General features: G+C 38.7%; 20 protein-coding genes. 3 read left to right on the top strand and 17 right to left on the bottom strand.

The window, feature by feature from the left end; genetic code table 11:
* Positions 1 to 227, top strand: a 227-nt coding sequence (locus tag ACWODM_RS10145; protein ID WP_455321265.1) for a transposase, incomplete at its 5' end; no start/stop codon positions are given.
* A 168-nt stretch (positions 228 to 395) separates the two neighbouring features.
* Here the strand turns inward: ACWODM_RS10145 and ACWODM_RS10140 are convergent.
* The 12 genes from ACWODM_RS10140 to ACWODM_RS10085 all read right to left on the bottom strand — a co-directional run bounded on the left by ACWODM_RS10140 (position 396) and on the right by ACWODM_RS10085 (position 11367).
* Positions 396 to 2516 carry a heavy metal translocating P-type ATPase gene (locus ACWODM_RS10140; RefSeq protein ID WP_455321264.1) on the bottom strand — a complete coding sequence of 707 codons (2121 nt, stop codon included), beginning with the start codon at positions 2514 to 2516 and terminating at the stop codon, positions 396 to 398.
* Between the two features lie 112 nt (positions 2517 to 2628).
* On the bottom strand, positions 2629 to 2832 hold the full coding sequence (gene tcrZ / locus ACWODM_RS10135; RefSeq protein ID WP_455321263.1) for a copper chaperone TcrZ: 204 nt from the start codon (positions 2830 to 2832) through the stop codon (positions 2629 to 2631).
* Positions 2833 to 2908: 76 nt separating this feature from the next.
* A complete protein-coding gene (locus ACWODM_RS10130) occupies positions 2909 to 3172 on the bottom strand; it encodes a hypothetical protein (RefSeq protein ID WP_091482189.1) in 264 nt (87 codons plus the stop codon).
* A 24-nt stretch (positions 3173 to 3196) separates the two neighbouring features.
* On the bottom strand, positions 3197 to 5665 hold the full coding sequence (locus ACWODM_RS10125; protein ID WP_455321262.1) for a heavy metal translocating P-type ATPase: 2469 nt from the start codon (positions 5663 to 5665) through the stop codon (positions 3197 to 3199).
* 12 nt (positions 5666 to 5677) lie between these two features.
* The gene (locus ACWODM_RS10120; RefSeq protein ID WP_455321261.1) at positions 5678 to 6133 is read right to left on the bottom strand and encodes a CopY/TcrY family copper transport repressor; all 456 of its coding nucleotides are present in this window, start codon (positions 6131 to 6133) and stop codon (positions 5678 to 5680) included.
* Positions 6134 to 6697: 564 nt separating this feature from the next.
* Positions 6698 to 7588 (bottom strand): fructose bisphosphate aldolase, encoded by an 891-nt coding sequence (locus tag ACWODM_RS10115; protein ID WP_270094923.1) that lies wholly within the window; start codon positions 7586 to 7588, stop codon positions 6698 to 6700.
* Positions 7589 to 7711: 123 nt separating this feature from the next.
* Positions 7712 to 7906 (bottom strand): DUF308 domain-containing protein, encoded by a 195-nt coding sequence (locus ACWODM_RS10110; RefSeq protein WP_072695715.1) that lies wholly within the window; start codon positions 7904 to 7906, stop codon positions 7712 to 7714.
* Between the two features lie 31 nt (positions 7907 to 7937).
* Positions 7938 to 8942, bottom strand: coding sequence for a type I glyceraldehyde-3-phosphate dehydrogenase (gene gap / locus ACWODM_RS10105; protein WP_407153420.1), 1005 nt, complete (start codon positions 8940 to 8942; stop codon positions 7938 to 7940).
* A gap of 41 nt (positions 8943 to 8983) precedes the next feature.
* The gene (locus ACWODM_RS10100) at positions 8984 to 9295 is read right to left on the bottom strand and encodes a hypothetical protein (protein ID WP_455321260.1); all 312 of its coding nucleotides are present in this window, start codon (positions 9293 to 9295) and stop codon (positions 8984 to 8986) included.
* Positions 9296 to 9396: 101 nt separating this feature from the next.
* The gene (locus ACWODM_RS10095; RefSeq protein WP_455321259.1) at positions 9397 to 10008 is read right to left on the bottom strand and encodes a hypothetical protein; all 612 of its coding nucleotides are present in this window, start codon (positions 10006 to 10008) and stop codon (positions 9397 to 9399) included.
* A 198-nt stretch (positions 10009 to 10206) separates the two neighbouring features.
* Entirely contained in the window at positions 10207 to 10428 is a 222-nt protein-coding gene (locus ACWODM_RS10090; RefSeq protein WP_455321258.1) for a hypothetical protein, read from the bottom strand.
* 279 nt (positions 10429 to 10707) lie between these two features.
* The gene (locus ACWODM_RS10085; RefSeq protein WP_455321257.1) at positions 10708 to 11367 is read right to left on the bottom strand and encodes an HNH endonuclease; all 660 of its coding nucleotides are present in this window, start codon (positions 11365 to 11367) and stop codon (positions 10708 to 10710) included.
* Positions 11368 to 11785: 418 nt separating this feature from the next.
* Here ACWODM_RS10085 and ACWODM_RS10080 point away from each other — a divergent pair, with 418 nt between their 5' ends.
* On the top strand, positions 11786 to 11953 hold the full coding sequence (locus tag ACWODM_RS10080; protein WP_455321256.1) for a hypothetical protein: 168 nt from the start codon (positions 11786 to 11788) through the stop codon (positions 11951 to 11953).
* A 294-nt stretch (positions 11954 to 12247) separates the two neighbouring features.
* On the opposite strand, the gene ACWODM_RS10075 is transcribed toward ACWODM_RS10080, so the two are convergent.
* The 3 genes from ACWODM_RS10075 to ACWODM_RS10065 all read right to left on the bottom strand — a co-directional run bounded on the left by ACWODM_RS10075 (position 12248) and on the right by ACWODM_RS10065 (position 15163).
* Entirely contained in the window at positions 12248 to 12511 is a 264-nt protein-coding gene (locus tag ACWODM_RS10075; protein ID WP_455321255.1) for a type B 50S ribosomal protein L31, read from the bottom strand.
* 94 nt (positions 12512 to 12605) lie between these two features.
* The gene (gene rho / locus ACWODM_RS10070; RefSeq protein ID WP_455321254.1) at positions 12606 to 13901 is read right to left on the bottom strand and encodes a transcription termination factor Rho; all 1296 of its coding nucleotides are present in this window, start codon (positions 13899 to 13901) and stop codon (positions 12606 to 12608) included.
* A 2-nt stretch (positions 13902 to 13903) separates the two neighbouring features.
* Positions 13904 to 15163 (bottom strand): UDP-N-acetylglucosamine 1-carboxyvinyltransferase, encoded by a 1260-nt coding sequence (locus tag ACWODM_RS10065; protein WP_455321253.1) that lies wholly within the window; start codon positions 15161 to 15163, stop codon positions 13904 to 13906.
* Positions 15164 to 15381: 218 nt separating this feature from the next.
* Between ACWODM_RS10065 and ACWODM_RS10060 the strand changes: the two genes are divergently transcribed.
* Positions 15382 to 15756, top strand: coding sequence for a hypothetical protein (locus ACWODM_RS10060; RefSeq protein WP_455321252.1), 375 nt, complete (start codon positions 15382 to 15384; stop codon positions 15754 to 15756).
* Positions 15757 to 15801: 45 nt separating this feature from the next.
* Here the strand turns inward: ACWODM_RS10060 and ACWODM_RS10055 are convergent, their stop codons facing one another.
* Both ACWODM_RS10055 and ACWODM_RS10050 read right to left on the bottom strand, forming a co-directional pair.
* Positions 15802 to 16671 (bottom strand): class II fructose-bisphosphate aldolase, encoded by an 870-nt coding sequence (locus tag ACWODM_RS10055; protein ID WP_455321251.1) that lies wholly within the window; start codon positions 16669 to 16671, stop codon positions 15802 to 15804.
* A gap of 248 nt (positions 16672 to 16919) precedes the next feature.
* A complete protein-coding gene (locus tag ACWODM_RS10050; protein ID WP_455321250.1) occupies positions 16920 to 18524 on the bottom strand; it encodes a CTP synthase in 1605 nt (534 codons plus the stop codon).
* Positions 18525 to 18599: the final 75 nt, after the last annotated feature.

Raw genomic sequence — 18599 nt, 5'->3', positions numbered from 1 at the left:
CCACTCACAACGTGATGAGTAAACGTGGCTCTCCCTACTTAAGAAAAGCACTGTTTCAAGCGGCACTCATTGCGTCCAGATGTGATCCAGTTTTCAAAGCCTTTTATGATAAGAAACGAGCAGAAGGAAAACACCATCTTACAGCGATTGGTGCTGTTTCAAGAAAGCTATGCTATATTATTCATGCCATTCTAACAAAGAATGAACCGTATGAAATTCGTCAGTAGTGAAAAAATAATCTTTCTGAGGTTTATTTGTGATGCACTTATTCGTTATTTTTCAATCAGAAGATTTTATTTATTTTCACTTGACTTTATATAGTTAGTCTTTCCTGTGAAACTATTGTATTTTTACACGATAAGGTCATTCAATTATTTCATGTGCCAAATAACTGTTTATTTTGGCTCTAATTTCAATGTCATAGCATTGATGGCAACAATAACGGTCGATAAGGACATGAGGACGGCGCCGAAGGCCGGACCCAAGGTAATGCCGATAGGAGCAAGGAGGCCAGCAGCAATTGGAATCGCGATAAAATTGTAGCCTGCTCCCCATACCAAGTTTTGTTTCATTTTACGTGTCGTCTTGTTTGCTAACTCGATAAAGGATTCAATATCCCCTGGATCAGACTGAGTAAGGATAACATCCGCAGAATCCAAAGCTACTTGTGTGCCGGCACCAATTGCTATACCCACATCTGCCATCGCTAGAGACGGAGCGTCATTAACGCCGTCTCCCACCATGATGACTGTTTTACCTTGATTTTTCATTGATTCTACTAAATCATATTTATCTTCTGGAGATTGATTGGCTCTATATTGAATCCCTAGAATTTCTGCAACTCCTTGTGCAGCTTCCTCGTTATCACCAGTAGCCATGAGTGGTTCAATTCCGTAATTTTTCAGCACCTCGATCAAGTTTCTGCTGGTTTCTTTCAGTTCATCTCCCAATGCGACAGCGCCGATTGCTTCATTGTTTTCTACAAGGATACTTAAAGTAGCGCCTTTCGGAGTATCCATACGCAATGCTTTTCCGTATGCCTTTTGGCTGATTAATTGATAGTGGTGGCCGTTCGCCTCCCCTTCTATTCCTGCTCCCGAAACGATTTCAATGGAGTCAAAGGAAACTGACTTAATGCCTTTCGCTTCAGCGTGGTTCACAATCGATTGGGCAATCGGGTGACTGGAGCCCGCCTCTATACCCGCCAACAAGCCTGTAATTTCTTCTTCAGAATATTTATCACTCAAAACAGTGACGTCCAACACTTTAAATTCACCAGTTGTTAAAGTACCTGTTTTATCCAATACCATAACATCCGCTTTAGTAGTTAATTCCAAAGCTTCTCTATTTTTAACCAGTAATCCTCGGCTTGCACCCAAACTAGTACTACGTGATACTACCAAGGGAATAGCAAGACCCAAAGCATGTGGGCAGGCAATAACTAACGTAGTCACAGTAAAGATAACGGCTGTGGGTAGGTCCGCAATGATCATCCAGACTAGTAGAGCGATTAAAGCTACTACAACGGCAATGGAGAACAACCAGCTAGCTACTTTGTGAGCCACATTCTCTGCTCGAGATGGTTGGCTTTGTGCTTGGCTAATTAATGTTTGTACTTGTGAGATAAAGGACTTATCCCCTGTTTCTGTTACTTCTACATATAGGACACCACTACCATTTGTTGATCCACCAATGACTTGATCTTTAACATTCTTTTCGATTGGCTTAGATTCACCTGTTAAGAGGGCCTCGTTTACACGGGATTCTCCGCGAATAATGATACCATCAGCTGGAATATTTTCTCCTGCTTGAACACGGATAACATCTCCAACCTGAAGTTCAGACACAGGGCGCGTTTCAATCGAATCATCTTCTAAAACAACATGAGCGTCTTTTGGCAATAATTCTGCTAGAGCTTTTTGCGCATCTCCTGCTTCACCCAATGCCTTCATTTCAATCCAGTGTCCTAATAACATGATTAAAAGTAAAGTTGTAAACTCAAAGAAGAAGTCCATGACATGTTCTCCGGTCACATATCGAGCGGCCACTGCGTAAACACTATAGGCATAAGAAACCGTTATTCCCAAAGTAATCAAGGACATCATGCCTGGAGCTTTTGAATTAAACTCATCTTTCGCACCCATGTAGAATGGTTTTCCGCCATAAATGTATAGAATTGTTGCCAATACAGCTGCTACAACGTCTGCATAAGGAAAGATAATTTGGAAAGGCAACTGAATATCCATCACAGGAGTAATGAGTAAGATTGCAATTCCTAATGGGAGTGACTTCAAGAAAATCTCCTTAAAGCTACCGTGATGGTGGTGGGCATGCCCTCCCATTGCGCCATGATCCATTTCACTGTGATCCATCTTGCTGTGATCCATCTGACTATGGTCCATCGCACTATGGTCCATCTTGCTGTGATCCATCGTACTATGGTCCATCTTGCTATGTTTCATTTTATTGTCCGCGGTATGTTTATGCGACGAATGATTGCTGTGTTTATTACCCATATACGCTCCTCCTAAATTTTTAAAAAAGACCTCACTTTTTCTTCTTGATATAAAAATGTGAGGTCCGTCTTATGAATATACGTGTGACATTTGCACTAATTATAGTTCATTTCTATTCCACTAAAGAATATTTCGTATCGGCTAGCGCAGCATTGAGCGTTTCGGTATCAATCTCTGTTTGACTTTCAAGTACTGCTTTTTTAGTCGCTAAATCAACCTCTACAGATTCAACCCCTTCAATAGCTGAAAATTTTTCTTGCACTGTATTGGCACAACCTGCACATTTTACGCCATCTAATAAGACTTCTTTTTTCATCATTCATTCTCCTTTTTCTTTTAATTTTTTTATCTTCTTCAAATCGAAGAAGGTCAAAAATAAATCCAATAAACAATTAACCGGCCGGAAAGTCAAAGTGGATTTCTCTACAACAGTGACAGTGAGCCGCTTCAATGATTCCCTTTAACAACAGAGGCACGTCCATCAGCGAAGAAAGGAAACTTTTTCGCGTGACATTCTTACTTATATGGACGAAAATCATTTTTTTGTGTATTCCGCTAAATATTTCTTCAACGGTCGATTTGGCCATAAACTCCTCTTCTATTGCTTCGGCGCACTTAACACAACCAATCCCTTCAATAATCAACCCCGGTCTCATCTTTGTCCTCCTTTAACATTTGTTTCACTTAACAGGCGAAGGTTTGAATCGTCTTAACCGTAAAGCATTGAGCAAGACCGACACCGAACTGAAACTCATTGCGACTGCCGCAAAAATCGGGCTCATCAGCGGGCCGCCGAAAATATACAAGAGACCCATTGCAACTGGAATACCTACAAGGTTGTAAGCAAAAGCCCAGAACAAGTTTTGTTTAATGTTTCGTAGCGTTGTATGACTTAAATCAATCGCAGTCAATACAGCCGTTAAATCGTTACGCATTAGGACAATATCAGCTGATTCTATCGCCACGTCCGTACCTGACCCAACTGCAATACCGATATCTGCTTGAGCTAATGCGGGTGCATCGTTAATGCCGTCTCCAACCATCGCTACCTTCTTACCTGCCTCTTGTAGTTTTTTGACTTCCTCTGCTTTATCTTCAGGTAATACTTCACTTAATACACTGTCTATACCCACTTGCTTAGCAATCGCTTTGGCTGTACGTTTGTTATCTCCAGTAATCATGATTACTTCAACACCGCGTCTTCTAAGTTCTTTAACAGCCTTCATACTATTTTCCTTGAGTGTGTCAGCTACTGCGATAATTCCAGCTAGTTCTCCATCAACAGAGAGATACATCGGTGTTTTTCCTTCGTCTGCTAAACGATTGGATTCTTTTTCCATGCTTGATAAATCAATCTTTTGCTCTAGCATCAGTTTACGGTTTCCAATGTACATATCTTTGTCCTCAATTTCAACTCGAATCCCGTGTCCAGGAATCGCTTCAAAATGATCTGGTTTAGCTAATGTCATGTTCTCTTCTTTTGATTTCTGTACGATGGCTTCGCCTAATGGGTGTTCAGAACCTGTTTCACCGGAAGCTGCATAATATAAAAGATTTTCTTTAGTAATAAGAGGAGTTACCAAAATATCCGTCACGATAGGTTTACCTTCTGTCAGTGTCCCTGTTTTATCAAATACAATCGTGTCTAAATTATGAGTGGTTTCTAACGCCTCACCACTTTTTATCAAGACACCATGTTCTGCCCCTTTTCCGGTTCCAACCATAATACTTGTTGGAGTCGCCAAACCTAAGGCACATGGACAAGCAATGACAAGGGTTGTTATGATAACGGATAAAGCAAATATACCAGATTGACCTGCAATTAACCAAGCAATCCCTGCTAAAACGGCTAATGCTATAACAATCGGTACGAAATATCCGGTAATGATATCGGCCATTCGAGCAATGGGTGCTTTAGACCCTTGAGCATCTTCTACTAATTTTATGATTTGAGATAGAGTTGTATCACTTCCCACTCGAGTCGCGCGGTAATCAATGGAACCATTTTTATTGATACTAGCCCCAATAACCTCGTCTCCACTTTCCTTTTCCACGGGGATACTTTCTCCTGTCAGCATTGATTCATCGACTGAAGTGCGTCCCTCAACAACAACACCATCTACAGGCATACTTTCTCCCGGACGAACTCGAATAACATCTCCTAAAGCGACTTCGTCCACAGTAATCTCTTGTTCCACACCATTACGTATTACTCGAGCTGTTTTAGGAGCCAAGTTAACTAATTTTTCAATAGCTGAGGACATTTGCCCCTTTGAGCGTTCTTCTAAAAATAGCCCTAATGTATGGAGCGCCAAGATAACTCCAGTTACTTCATAATAAAGTAAATCGGAAAAGTTGCCGTAACCCAGACCTGTCCCGATTGTCGCAGCAAGGCTGTAAACAAATGCAGCCGCCGTACCAAGCGCAATCAGGGAATCCATATTTGGGTGACCTTTAAATAAACTTTTAAATCCCTTCTGGAAATATTCCCAGCTTACTACCATTATCGGCAAAGTCAGAATAAGTTGTAAAAGAGAAAAATTAAATGCATTTATCATTGGGTCAACGATATTTGGTAGAGGCATACCTACCATATGACCCATGGATATAATTAATACAGGGATTGTAAATATAATGGATATCCCAAAACGATTTAAAAGTTGCTTCATTCTTTTTTCTTTTTTCTCACGCTTCTCTGCTCGTGAATGATCTTGAGTATCCGTAGTCTCTAATACGGCTGCATAACCACTATTGGATACAGCACCAGTCACATCAGATACTGAAATTGCTGACGGGTTATAAGAAACTTGCATTTTTTCTGTCGCTAAATTGACTGAAGCTTTATCTACGCCCGACAACTTTCCGACAGCTTTTTCAATTGTCTGTGCACAGGATGCACAGGTCATCCCTTCAATTGCAAAGGTTTGCGTCGTTCCTTCTTGGGCAATCAGTTCATACCCTGAATTATCCACTGCTTTTTGTAGATTTTCTACCGAAAAAGTTGGTTCATCGTACTCTATACTTAACTTCTCTGTTGCTAGGTTTACGGAAGCCTGTGTGACCCCACGAACCTTTTTTGCTGCTTTTTCTACTGTCTGTGCACAAGACGCACAGGTCATACCTTCTATGGCAAATGATTTATTCTCCAATTTTTTCGCTCCTTATTCTCCATGATGATGTAAATGGCAATCGCATTGCCCTTCTGCACACTGACAATCAACTTCTTCTACTGCGAAAGCTTTTTTCATCTCTAATATTTCTTCTAGCCGTTGGATATCATCGAAACTTAAAGTATGATCCTTAATGATACTCTCTATTACATTCCCGACATTCTTCCGACAAATACGATCGAAAATATCGTTTGTAAAACTTCTTACCGCTTCTTTCTTTTCGATATTTACCGAATAAATATATTTTCTACCTTCTTGCTCTGTATTCAGTGCGCCTTTTTCCACGAGTCGACCTAAGAGCGTTTTGGTTGTCGCTTGTTTCCAGTCCATTTTTTCTTTCAATATGGAGATGACTTCTTTACTAGTCACTCGACCATTCGCCCAGACTACACGCATAACTTCCCATTCAGCATCTGTGATATGAGGTTTAACTACTATTGTACTCATTCTCTTTCCCTCCTTATTGTTTACATGAGTAAACGTAAATATTAAATAGAGTTTACACTAGTAAACAATTATTGTCAAGAGTTTATGTAAATGAATAATTTGTGATGTATTATTTTTTATAACTTTTTAACTTTCGTTTCGATGCGACACGCCTGACGAAAATATGGATTGTGTTTTAGTTCATTAATTAGGGATTGGTTCGTCGGACACTTCTCTTTTAAAAAAACACCGAAAATAAGCTTTTTCAGAATGTCGGCGGATAGACATCCCACTGTACGGGTTTTCTATCCCCCGATTTCATTTTGATTACAAATTTGAGCCTAACAGGCTCAAGGGGTCACAGCATCGCAAATTGTTCATCTACAAACTATTTCAGCTTTAAACACAAAAAAAAGCAAGGTGAGAGCCCTGCCTTTTTGCGTCTTTATCGGACTATAATTGTATGAGTAGCTCATTGGGGAGTACCATCTTAAAATCTAGGAGAATGATATGCTACTCTCTGTCTATACTATAACTCGAATGTAAGTTCTGGTATATGAATATTGGAAGTTTTTTTGCAAAGATTTAGTTTTTTACAACAGAAGCTTCATAAATAGAATCCACTGCTTCTTTTAGTTTTGCATCAAAGTCTGCATCACTTTGATTAACAGATAAGTCCTGCGTAAGCGCCCGTGAAAAACTTGCTATAACATTGTCATTTTGACTAAGTATTTCGTTCGCTTCGTCTGTTTCATAACCACCTGATAAAGCAACAACACGTAAAACTTGTGAATGATCGGCTAATTCTTGATATAAATTAGCTTTCGTTGGGATAGTTAATTTCAACATCACATAATCATCAGTAGCTAATGCATCTAAATGGTTTTTAATGGATTGGTTTAAATATTCCTCAATTTGTTCTTTATCTTCAGAATGAATATTCACTTCAGGTTCAACGATAGGAACTAAGCCAGCATCAATTATTTCTTGAGCAACTTGAAACTGCTGGGTGACTGCATCATCGATGCCTTTTTCATTATATGAAAGAATGTTTGAACGCATTTTTGTACCAAACATATTTTGTTCTTTTGCTTGTTTAAGTAAATTATTAAGTCCTGGAATTGGCTTCATTAATTGTACGCCATGTTCTTCATCTGCAAGTCCTTGATCTATTTTAATAAACGGAACAATTCCTTTATCGCTTAAATAATCTCCAGCATACTGACCTTCTATCCTATTATTCATCGTATGTTCAAATAAAATCGCGCCAATAATTTTATCCGGAGTAAAAGATGGAGATGTGATGATTCGTGTACGCATTTTGTGAACAAGATCAAACATTTCATCGTCATTTGAATACTGGTCTTCACTGACCCCATAAGCATTCAGAGCTTTTGGTGTACTACCACCGCTTTGATCAAGTGCCGCGATAAAGCCGTCTTTATTCTTTATAGTATCAAAATGTTCTTGATTCATTGATAAATTCCCCTCCATAGATTTTCTGAAATTCCCATAGTTATCCTTCACTAATTAGTTTATTAAAAATTTTCATCATAACAGGTCTTCTTTGCCTATTATCGCTGTTATTACATTTTCTGATTATAAAAGTGGCAGGACTAACGCAATTGCCCCAATAATAATCGCTGTCCAGTTGAGTCCTTTCTGTGGGGAAAATAGCCCGATAATTCCTAGAACGACTGCAGCTACTCCCATCCATACCGGTTGCCAAAAGAAAGCGATTATCCCTACAAGAATTCCAATCCATCCTAACCATTGCCCAGTTGTATTACTCATGATTTATCTTCTCCTTATGCATATTTTTTAATTATTTATTTAATCGAGAAACATATTCTGTTAAACGCACCAAATTAGAAACAAAACCATATTCGTTATCGTACCAAGCAACGGTTTTAACCAATTGTCCCCCATTTGCATCTAATACTTCTGTTAACGTTGCATCAAAAACGGATCCATGTGTAACCCCCACGACATCGGAGGAAACAATTTCATCCTCAGTGTACCCATATGAATCATTCGCGGCTGCCTTCATCACTTCGTTAATCTGATCAACGGTTACCTCTCTATCCAACACCGAGAACAGTTCTACAAAGCCCGCAGTAATGACAGGAACCCGTGTGGTGGTACCCGTAATGATCCCTTTAACCTCTGGAATGACTTTTCCTAATGCGTTGGCAGCGCCAGTCGTAACAGGAATAACATTTTGAGCACCTGCGCGACTTTTACGTCCCCCGGGAGCATCTTGCATGTTTTGTGTCGCTGTATAGGCACGCGATCCTGACATCAGGCCTCGTTGAATCCCAAACTCGTCCACTAATATTTTTGTCATTAAGGCTAAACCATTCGTCGTACAGGAAGCGGCGGAAATAATTTTGTCACTTGGACTCAAAATTTCTTGGTTGACACCAAAGACAACGACTTTCGTTTCTTCATCTTTAGTTGGTGCTGAAATAATTACTTTTTTAGCTCCAGCGTCTATGTGTGCCTGTGCTTTTTCATTAGTTGTGTAGAAGCCTGTACATTCCAAAACGATATCAATGTCCAAATCGGACCATGGTAGTTTTTTGGCATCCTTTTCTTCGAATGTTTTAACTTCTTTGCCATCAACCAGAATTGAATCGCCTCTTACCTCGATATCATAAGGGAAAATCCCATATGCAGTATCGTATTTTAAAGAGTAGGCTAAATCCTCATTATTTGTTAAATCATTTACTGCAACAACCTGTAGTTCTGAGTCCCTCAACTCTTTAATACGGCGAAATGCTAAGCGTCCAATACGACCAAACCCATTAATTGCTATTTTAGTAGTCATTATTTTCCTAATTTTTAAAGTTTAATTATCTCATTTTACTACTAGGAAGAGAAAGGACGATAACCCTGTGTAGATATGATTAACACTTTTTCAATAGCCTCGGAGAGTCTAAAAATCTTATTGTCTAATAATTCCTGATAATCCTCACCTGATATACCTTCAAAGCAACTTTCGATTAGACCAAAAAATGGCTTTTCCACTAGATATTCATCTTTAACTGCGCATATTCCCTTATTGTAAAAATCATAATGAATCATACAACTGCGAAAACTACTATCAAATAAAGCTCTATCATTCACTTCATCCATGAGTGTAGATTTATAGGGAATTTCTATTTTTCTTAAACGATTCAAGCTCTCGTTTACATAGTAAGCGGCAACATACTGGATTCGAAGAAACCAAGAATTCTTACTATCTATATATAGGGGAAGCTCATACTTCACAAAATTTATTGTCACAAAAGATGTAATAAAAAAAGTGTAACTTCCTTTCCGTCGTGTATATGAGGAAAGCGATTGAATTTTTTATCAGTATTATAATCTTTATAAAGCCAATCCATAGAAATTTCATTCTTTTGAATAAAAATCTCTGATTTAAAAGCATTTAAATCTTGAGAGATCATTTGGAGGGCTGAACCTAGAAAAACAGCGAATTCATAAATATTCTGGCTGTTATCTTCCCTAATAGTAAAAGAAGGGTTTTGAAGTAAGAAGCTAATATATTGTGTATTCCCCACAATATGTCTTTCAGCATTACAATAAATTCCAAGATTATAATGCATCTTCCTAGATTGCAACCACTTGAACCTCAACTTTTCTTTGAATTCTTCATCCTGTTGAGAATCTACTAATTTAATTTGCTTTATAGATTTTCCATAACGGTCACTGAATAGTTTGAGCTTATTTCGGACTTGCGTATGACTAATTGGCGATTGAGATAATTGATTAGGCTCAAAATTATACTCTAGATAATTTAGCGCTTCATTGCAGCATAAACAAATATAAGGAAGCAACATTAAATTTGCGGGCGATTTCATATGAAGACCTAAATACTTTAGTGTTTCCACATCATTCTTAATTAAGAATAGCGATCCTGCTTTAAGAAATTCTTCCTTTTTGATAATAAAACTCCTCCAATTCCATTTAATTATAAGCTATAAAATTTTATATTTAAATAAAGCCCCCAAAATCGATTTTAGGGGCTTTCTAGTTTAGTATAATTGGAATCATATTTATCAACTAGTACAGTAACTAATTAATTAGATTTATATATATTGTCTTAACCAGTCAGGAAGATCTGAGTCATCAATATTCCAACTTTCGACTTCCTTTTCACTTTCTTCCCATTCATTTTCATTTCCATCAAAAAACTTCTGTCTATTACACTTGTACTTAACTATTAAATCACCTTCCATTCGATATTCATGCCAATAATAGTTTTGTTTTCCATATCCATCCCATTCATTTGTTACATATAGAGTTCTCATATCTACTCCTCCATTTCTTTTTATCAATTATACCAGATTTTTTGCTACCGCTTTCAAATATTTGCTGATGTAATAGTAAGATATCAAAGATAGATAATATAGTAACTAATCAGTCTATATCAATAATCTTCCGGAAACAATATCGTCACTACATTCCCATCATTAAAAATCCATATCCCATATTTTTCTAGTGCGGTATGGATTTTATTTTTATTGCATATGGCTAATCCTGCCACATTTTCAAAGTAGTTTGATTTATCTCAGTTTTAACTTTAAATATTACTGAGAAATTATTTTTTTTAATGCATCGATACTCAAAGTATTATATTTTTCTCTATGAATCATTCGATGACAATTTGCGCAAACAGGTACTAAATCTTTTTTGGGATCAATCATTTTTTCACTATCGTTCTCGCTCAAAGGTTTAACGTGATGGATTTCTATATAATTTTTTCCATGTTTTCCATATTTTTCCTCAAAATTGAAGTTACAAGCCACGCAGGTATACCCATGTATTTTTAGTGCTTCTTTTCTTAATTTTGGTTTTCGTTCATATCTAAATCCGTAACTAGCAATCTTTCTTCCTTCTATGTCTACAAATTGAGACTCTAGTTCATTTGTATCATTGGTTTTTTCAAATTCTGATAGTGAAGTTAAATAAATTAACAGATTAATTAATGTTTCGCCTGTCCAACCCGTCTCTTTGTTAGACATACTTACCGTTTCAAAATTTTTTTCGAATTTTTCCAACGAATATTTTTTTTCATTTGTTATTCCAGTAACCATGCCTACTCGTCCATCTTTGCCAACTTTTAAATAGAGATTGGCACCTCCAAATAAAGAAGCTTTGTATAAATCTGTCTTTAAGAAATTATATTCTTTAAAATCAGGACAGATATCTTTTAGTATTTTTTTTGCAAGATCTTCAATATTATTCATTCCAGATTATCTCCTATCTGAGTCAATTTTATAATTATTTTTGCTGATTTATATAATATCAAAATAGCTAGCTTACAAAAATTACTGAAATCTCTCTCTATTAAATCAAGTATTTGAGTTATGCTTAATAATTATGGTTCTATACTTTCTAGTGTTGATAGAAATTTACCAGCACTATTTTTGTGTATTTAAAAAACATCTTGAATCCCCTAGAACTAAGTCGTCGAAAACAAATACAAGGGGGAATTCAAGATGCTCGAACTTCATTTTATCAGCACCAGGCTAGATATATCTTCAGTTTCTTAATTTGATAAACTATCCATTAAATAAAATTAATGTAACTGACTTAATGCTTTTTAAGCCTGCAAAAATTAGTAAAAGGCAACCAAAACAAGATTTGTATAGTAGTCTCATTACTATGCAAGTATTTTTAGAAAAAAGTCAATATGCTTTACTCCATAACACTATACTAAAGAGAGCAAAACATTTAGACAAAAAATTAAATTCTATAGATATCAATATAATTATGCAACCTCTTGGATTTCCTGAGAATTGGGCAAAAGAAACTACTGGTATCCCCCAATAAATTGCAAACAAACGCGTTTCCTATCTTGACAGACAGTGAGTGCGTTAACTTAAAATCAATCTAACAAGAGTGAATGGGCCACACGGATATCAAAACAACCATGAATATCTATGCTCATGTGACTGATCGTCAACGTGAAGAAACAACTGATAAATTTGCTAGTTTCATGGGTGAATAAAATGTGTATTTTTAAATATGGCATTCAATATGGCATTCAAACCAAAAAAAGAGCCTCTCCCATAACAGGAAAAGCTCTCATAAACGTTGTGACACCAACGTTTAGTAAGTTCAAAATTATTCCGCAGCGTTTTCGTCTTTGAGACCGTATTTTTTGTTGAAACGGTCCACGCGTCCATCTGCTTGAGTGAATTTTTGACGACCAGTATAGAATGGATGTGAGTCAGAAGTTACTTCGACACGGATCACTGGATAAGTGTTTCCGTCTTCCCATTCAACTGTTTCTTGTGAAGATTTAGTTGAACCTGACAAGAATTTGAAACCTGTAGTTGAGTCCATAAATACAACTGGACGGTAGTCTGGATGAATGTTTTCTCTCATTTTCGCTTTCTCTCCTTTGCCCTGATCCATTTGCTGAGTCAGAGTTGATTTTTTACAACGGTATTATCTTAACATGATTTAATAGCAGATGCAATTATCTTTTTACATTTCTTTTCGGTCTTTTTTCATTGAAGGTGACATCCTGAAAAGCTGCCATAAATTCTTGATTGTTTTTGGTTTTCTTTAGGAACTGAATGAACTGCTCGGTGTATTCCAAAGAATCGCCAGTCATATGATTGCGTAGACGCCAAGTCTCTTCCAACTGCTCGGCAGTCATCAGCATCTCTTCTTTGCGTGTACTTGATTTTTTCAGATCGATGGCCGGGAAGACACGACGATCCGCCAGATGACGAGACAATTGCAATTCCATATTCCCGGTACCTTTGAATTCTTCATAGATGACATCATCCATCCGACTGCCAGTATCGACTAAAGCTGTAGCCAAAATCGTCAAGCTACCACCTTCTTCAATATTACGAGCGGCTCCAAAGAATTTCTTCGGCTTGTATAAGGCTGCCGGATCGATCCCACCGCTCAAAGTACGACCACTTGGTGGAACAACTAGATTATAGGCCCGTGCCAAACGAGTGATACTATCCATTAAGATCACAACGTCACGTTTATCCTCGACCAGACGCATCGCCCGATCCAACACTAATTCAGCCACACGTGTATGATTGTTTGGCTGTAAATCAAAGGTGGAAGAAACGACATCACCTTTGACACTGCGTTCCAAGTCCGTTACTTCCTCTGGGCGTTCATCGATCAAAAGAACGATCAGTTCAACATCAGGATAATTCTCGGTGATCCCATTAGCAATTTCTTTTAAAATACTGGTTTTTCCTGCTTTTGGCGGAGCAACGATCAAGCCCCGTTGACCAAAACCTACCGGAGAAAACAAATCGATCATCCGGGTCGATAAACGGCCCTTGGTTGTTTCCAATTTAATGTGCTTTTCTGGATACAAAGGCGTCAACGCTGGAAAGTGTGGGCGTTCTTTCGCTTCTTCAGGATCCTTGCCATTGACACTCTCTACATGCATCAAGCCATAGTAACGCTCAGACTCTTTTGGTGGACGCGCTTTTCCTGCGACCTTATCTCCATTTCGCAAACCAAAACGACGGATCTGAGAAGTAGAAATGTAAATGTCTTCTGCACTTGGTCCGTAGTTGATGGGACGCAAGAAGCCATAGCCGTCCTGACCCACGATATCCAAGATCCCTTCCATGTAAAAGAAGCCTTGCTTTTCTGCCTGGGCACGAATGACTGCAAGTGACAATTCTTTCTTATTCATTTGACTATAATAAGGAATCTTAAATTCTTTCGCATACGTATAGATCTCTTTCAATGTTTTGTGATCCAACTCTGCCATTGTTAAATAGTCGCTCATATTTACTCCTCTATCATTTCGATTTCAGCGCCTAATGCTGTCAACTTCTCAATAATGTGATCGTAACCTCGCAAGATATACTCTACTTTACCGATTTTCGTCGTTCCTTCTGCCATCAAGCCTGCAATTACTAAGCACGCTCCTGCCCGTAGATCCGAAGCTACAACTTCTGCTCCCCGCAATTCACTAGGCCCTTCCAACAGCATCATATTTCCTTCGATCGAAGCATTCGCTCCCATTCGAACCAATTCTGGGATATGATTGACACGTTGCGCATAGATCGTGTCTGTCACTTCGGAAAAACCATTGGCTTTCAGTAATAACGGTGTAATCGGCTGCTGCAAGTCGGTCGCAAATCCTGGATATGGATAGGTTTTTACAGTAGCAGGACGTAAATCTCTAGATGGATGCACGTGAATACTGTCTTCACTGATATCCATCGCTACACCGATTTCCTCTAGTTTGGAGATAAAGCTATCTAAATGCTCATAGATCACATTTTTGACAGTGATTCCTTCTCCAACAGCTGCGGCTAAAGCCAGGTAGGTTCCCGCTTCAATCCGGTCAGGAATGATCGAATGACGACAACCATGCAGCTCTGTCACACCATCAATTCGGATTTCATTGGTTCCGGCTCCACGGATTCTTGCGCCCATATTGTTCAACAAGGTCGCAACATCAATGATTTCAGGTTCTCTTGCAGCATTTTCAATGATCGTTCGACCTTTCGCTTTAACGGCAGCCAACATCACGTTGATCGTAGCACCGATCGAGACCATATCCAAGAAGATACGATCACCCTTCATGCCTTCTTCAGACGTTCTCAGATACATCGCACCATGCTCATTTGTCACTGTTGCACCTAAGGCTTCAAAGCCCTTGACATGCAAATTGATCGGACGCGGTCCCAAATGACAGCCCCCAGGCAAACCAACGACACCTTCACCAAACTTGCCAAGTAATGCACCCATAAAATAATACGAAGCACGCAAACTATTGATTTTCCCACTAGGCATTGGGATCGAAACGATTTCCGTTGGGTCGATCTCCAGCTGATTGTTTTCAAATTTTGTTTTTACACCCATGATCTCCAGGATCTCTATCAATGAATGAACATCCTGAATATCTGGCACACCTTCTAGAATAACTGGAGAATCTGCTAGAATGGCAGCAGGGATCAACGCTACGGCGCTGTTTTTAGCACCACTGATCGTTACTTCACCTGACAAGGGACGATTCCCGCGAATGACTATTTTTTTCATTTATTTTTCACCTGTTGTTTTTTCAAATTTATATACGAATCACCCTTCATTCTACCATACAAAAGGGAAAGAAAAAAGCCAGCAAGAGCCAGCACAAGGAAATTTTATGCTTTCATTTTTAGCTGATAAAGCTGACATTCGATGTAAAATAAACCAAACCTTCAAAAACGTTTCACATCAGAATTTCTATCTGATAAAATAAAAACGGAGGTGGTCGCATGCAACAAAGAAAATATTGTGAAAAAAACGGGGATATTTACTGTTCCTTGATCGTAGCATCGGCTGCTGCTCTTACACATCTACAAAAGGAACTGACCAGACATCACTTCACTTATACGCAAGTACTGGAGACACGATCCATCGATACAACTTCTAAAGACAAACTTGGAATCGCTTATACGGCAGAATTTCTTTTAGTGGTGACGACTGGACAAAAACTTTTCCAATATCTGCTTCATCCTTGCCCTTATACAGACCAGAATGCGTTCGTTTTTACTGAACGACACAAATTATACATGACTAAAGACTATCTTGAGGTTGTCTTAAAACCAGACCAACTGCCACCTTACTCCTCTTTTGAAATATTGGCATAAAAAAACTCTTGGAACCGTAGCTCCAAGAGTTTTAAAAATTTTTAATTAAGCTTTGTCAGCTGAACCGAACCATTCGATATGTTCGATTGCATCTTTGATGATCGCAGCTTTACCAGGTGCCAATAATTTACGAGGGTCAAAACCTTTTCCTTCCAAATCTTTGCCAGCTTCGATGTATTCACGAGTTGCTTTAGCAAATGATACTTGGAATTCAGTGTTTACGTTGATTTTAGAAACACCCATTGAGATTGCTTTTTCGATTTGTTCTTGAGGAATACCTGAACCACCATGTAATACTAATGGCACATCTTCACCAACTGCGTCAGCAATTGCTTGTAAGTGGTCAAATGCTAAGCCAGTCCAGTTTTCTGGGTATGCACCGTGGATGTTACCAATACCACATGCTAAGAAATCAATTCCTGTATTAACGATTTGTACACATTCATCGATGTCTGCTAGTTCACCAGTACCGATGATTCCATCTTCTTCTCCACCGATTGAACCAACTTCACACTCTACAGAAACACCTTTAGCGTGAGCTTTTTCAACAACGTCTTTAGCTAAACGCAAGTTTTCTTCAAATGGTAGATGAGAACCGTCAAACATAACTGAAGTGTAGCCAGCTTCGATACATTCTAAAGCATCTTCGTATTCACCGTGGTCTAAGTGTAAAACAACTGGTACAGTGATGTTCATAGATTCGATCAAATCTTTCACCATGTTAACAACTAGTTTGTAGCCGCCCATGTATTTTGCAGCACCCATAGAAGTTTGGATCAATACTGGCGCATTTTTAGTTTGAGCAGCCTCAAGGATTGCTTGCGTCCATTCTAAATTGTTTGTGTTGTATGCACCTACAGCGTATCCACCTTTGCGCGCTGCTTTAAAGATCTCAGTTCCTGATACTAATGGCATAATAATTTCCTCCTAAGTTTGTTTAAAACTTTATTTGTTAAGTCAAGCTTAACCAACGCCTTCATTTTATCAAATATTTTCAGATTTTTCTACTAAAACTAGAGAATTCTGAGTATTTTTCATTTTTTCCTTTGTTTCAACAACTATAGTCATCGAAAATTTTCTGAAAGGATACGTCCTTTGCTTCAAGTAAAAGAAACACTCTGTTTCTTCCTAGAGCAAGAAGACAGAGTGTTTTTCGAAAATGACTATTTTTGATTGTCTAACGATGCATCAATAAAGGCTTGGAACAAGGATTGTGGACGGTTCGGTCTAGAAACTAATTCCGGATGGAACTGGCAACCCACAAAGAATTTATTCTCAGGGATCTCTACAATCTCTACCAAGCGGTCATCTGGTGATACACCGGAAAAGACGAATCCATTGGCCTCAAACTGTTCACGGTAAGCATTGTTGAACTCATAGCGATGACGATGACGTTCTTCCACCATTTCGGCATTTTGATACGCCGCAGCTGTTTTACTACCTGCTTTTAATTTGCAAGGATACAAACCTAAACGAAGGGTTCCACCCAAGTTCTCAATATTTTCCTGATCTTCCATCAGATCAATAATATTATGAGGTGTTTTTGGTTCTGTCTCAGCCGAATGAGCATCTTTCAGTCCCACGACATTGCGAGCAAATTCTACACAGGCCATTTGCATACCCAAACAGATCCCTAGGAAAGGAACATCCTTCTCGCGAGCATAACGGATCGCTTCGATTTTTCCTTCGATCCCACGGTCTCCGAAGCCACCAGGTACTAAAATACCATCCGCATCCTTCAATCGTTCTGCCACGTTGTCTTCTGTAATATCTGATGCTCTGACCCAATCGATGTCAATATCTGTATCGTCTGTAAAGCCAGCATGTTTCAACGCTTCAACTACTGAAAGGTAGGCATCTGGTAACTCGACGTATTTTCCGACCAATGCGATACGAACCGTTTTCTTCAAGTTCAATACTTTTTCTTCCAGTGCTTTCCATGTTGTCATGTCTGCTTCTGGTGCATCGATTTTTAACTGATCACAAACGATCTGATCCATTTTCTGTTTTTGTAGGTTCAATGGAATAGAGTACAGTGTGTCGACGTCCAAAGATTCGACCACGGCTTCTGGCGCCACATCACAAAATTGAGCCAGTTTGTTTTTGGTGCCCTGAGAAACTGGCTGTTCTGCCCGAACAACTAAAATATTTGGTTGGATCCCTAAACTGCGCAACTCTTTGACACTGTGCTGAGTTGGTTTGGTCTTCATTTCTCCGGCAGCCTTCAAGTAAGGAATCAACGTCGTATGAATATACAGCACATTTTCAGCCCCTACGTCGGCTTTCATTTGACGCAAAGCCTCCAAGAATGGTAGAGACTCAATATCTCCAACAGTTCCGCCAACTTCTGTGATGATGATGTCTGCATCCGTCGTTGTGGCAGCTCGCATAATCTTGTCTTTGATCTCATTGGTGATATGAGGAATCACCTGAACTGTTGCCCCCAAGTATTCACCTTTACGTTCTTTGCGTAAGACTTCTGAATAAACCTTCCCTGTCGTCACGTTGGAATACTGATTTAAGCTGATGTCAATAAAACGTTCATAGTGTCCCAAATCCAAATCTGTTTCTGCGCCATCATCTGTTACAAAAACTTCGCCATGCTGATACGGACTCATGGTTCCTGGATCGACATTGATGTATGGATCAAATTTTTGGATCGTTACTTTCAATCCACGATTTTTTAGTAAACGGCCTAGCGATGCTGCGACAATCCCTTTTCCAATAGAAGAAACAACGCCACCTGTTACGAAAATGTATTTTGTCATTAATAAAAACCCCTTCTCTGTTTTTGGGAAGGAACGACAGCTGTTCAAATACAAAAGCTCCCTATCCAAATCGAT

Source organism: Enterococcus olivae (genome assembly GCF_053760925.1).
This window is presented reverse-complemented; position numbering and strand designations above follow the sequence as displayed.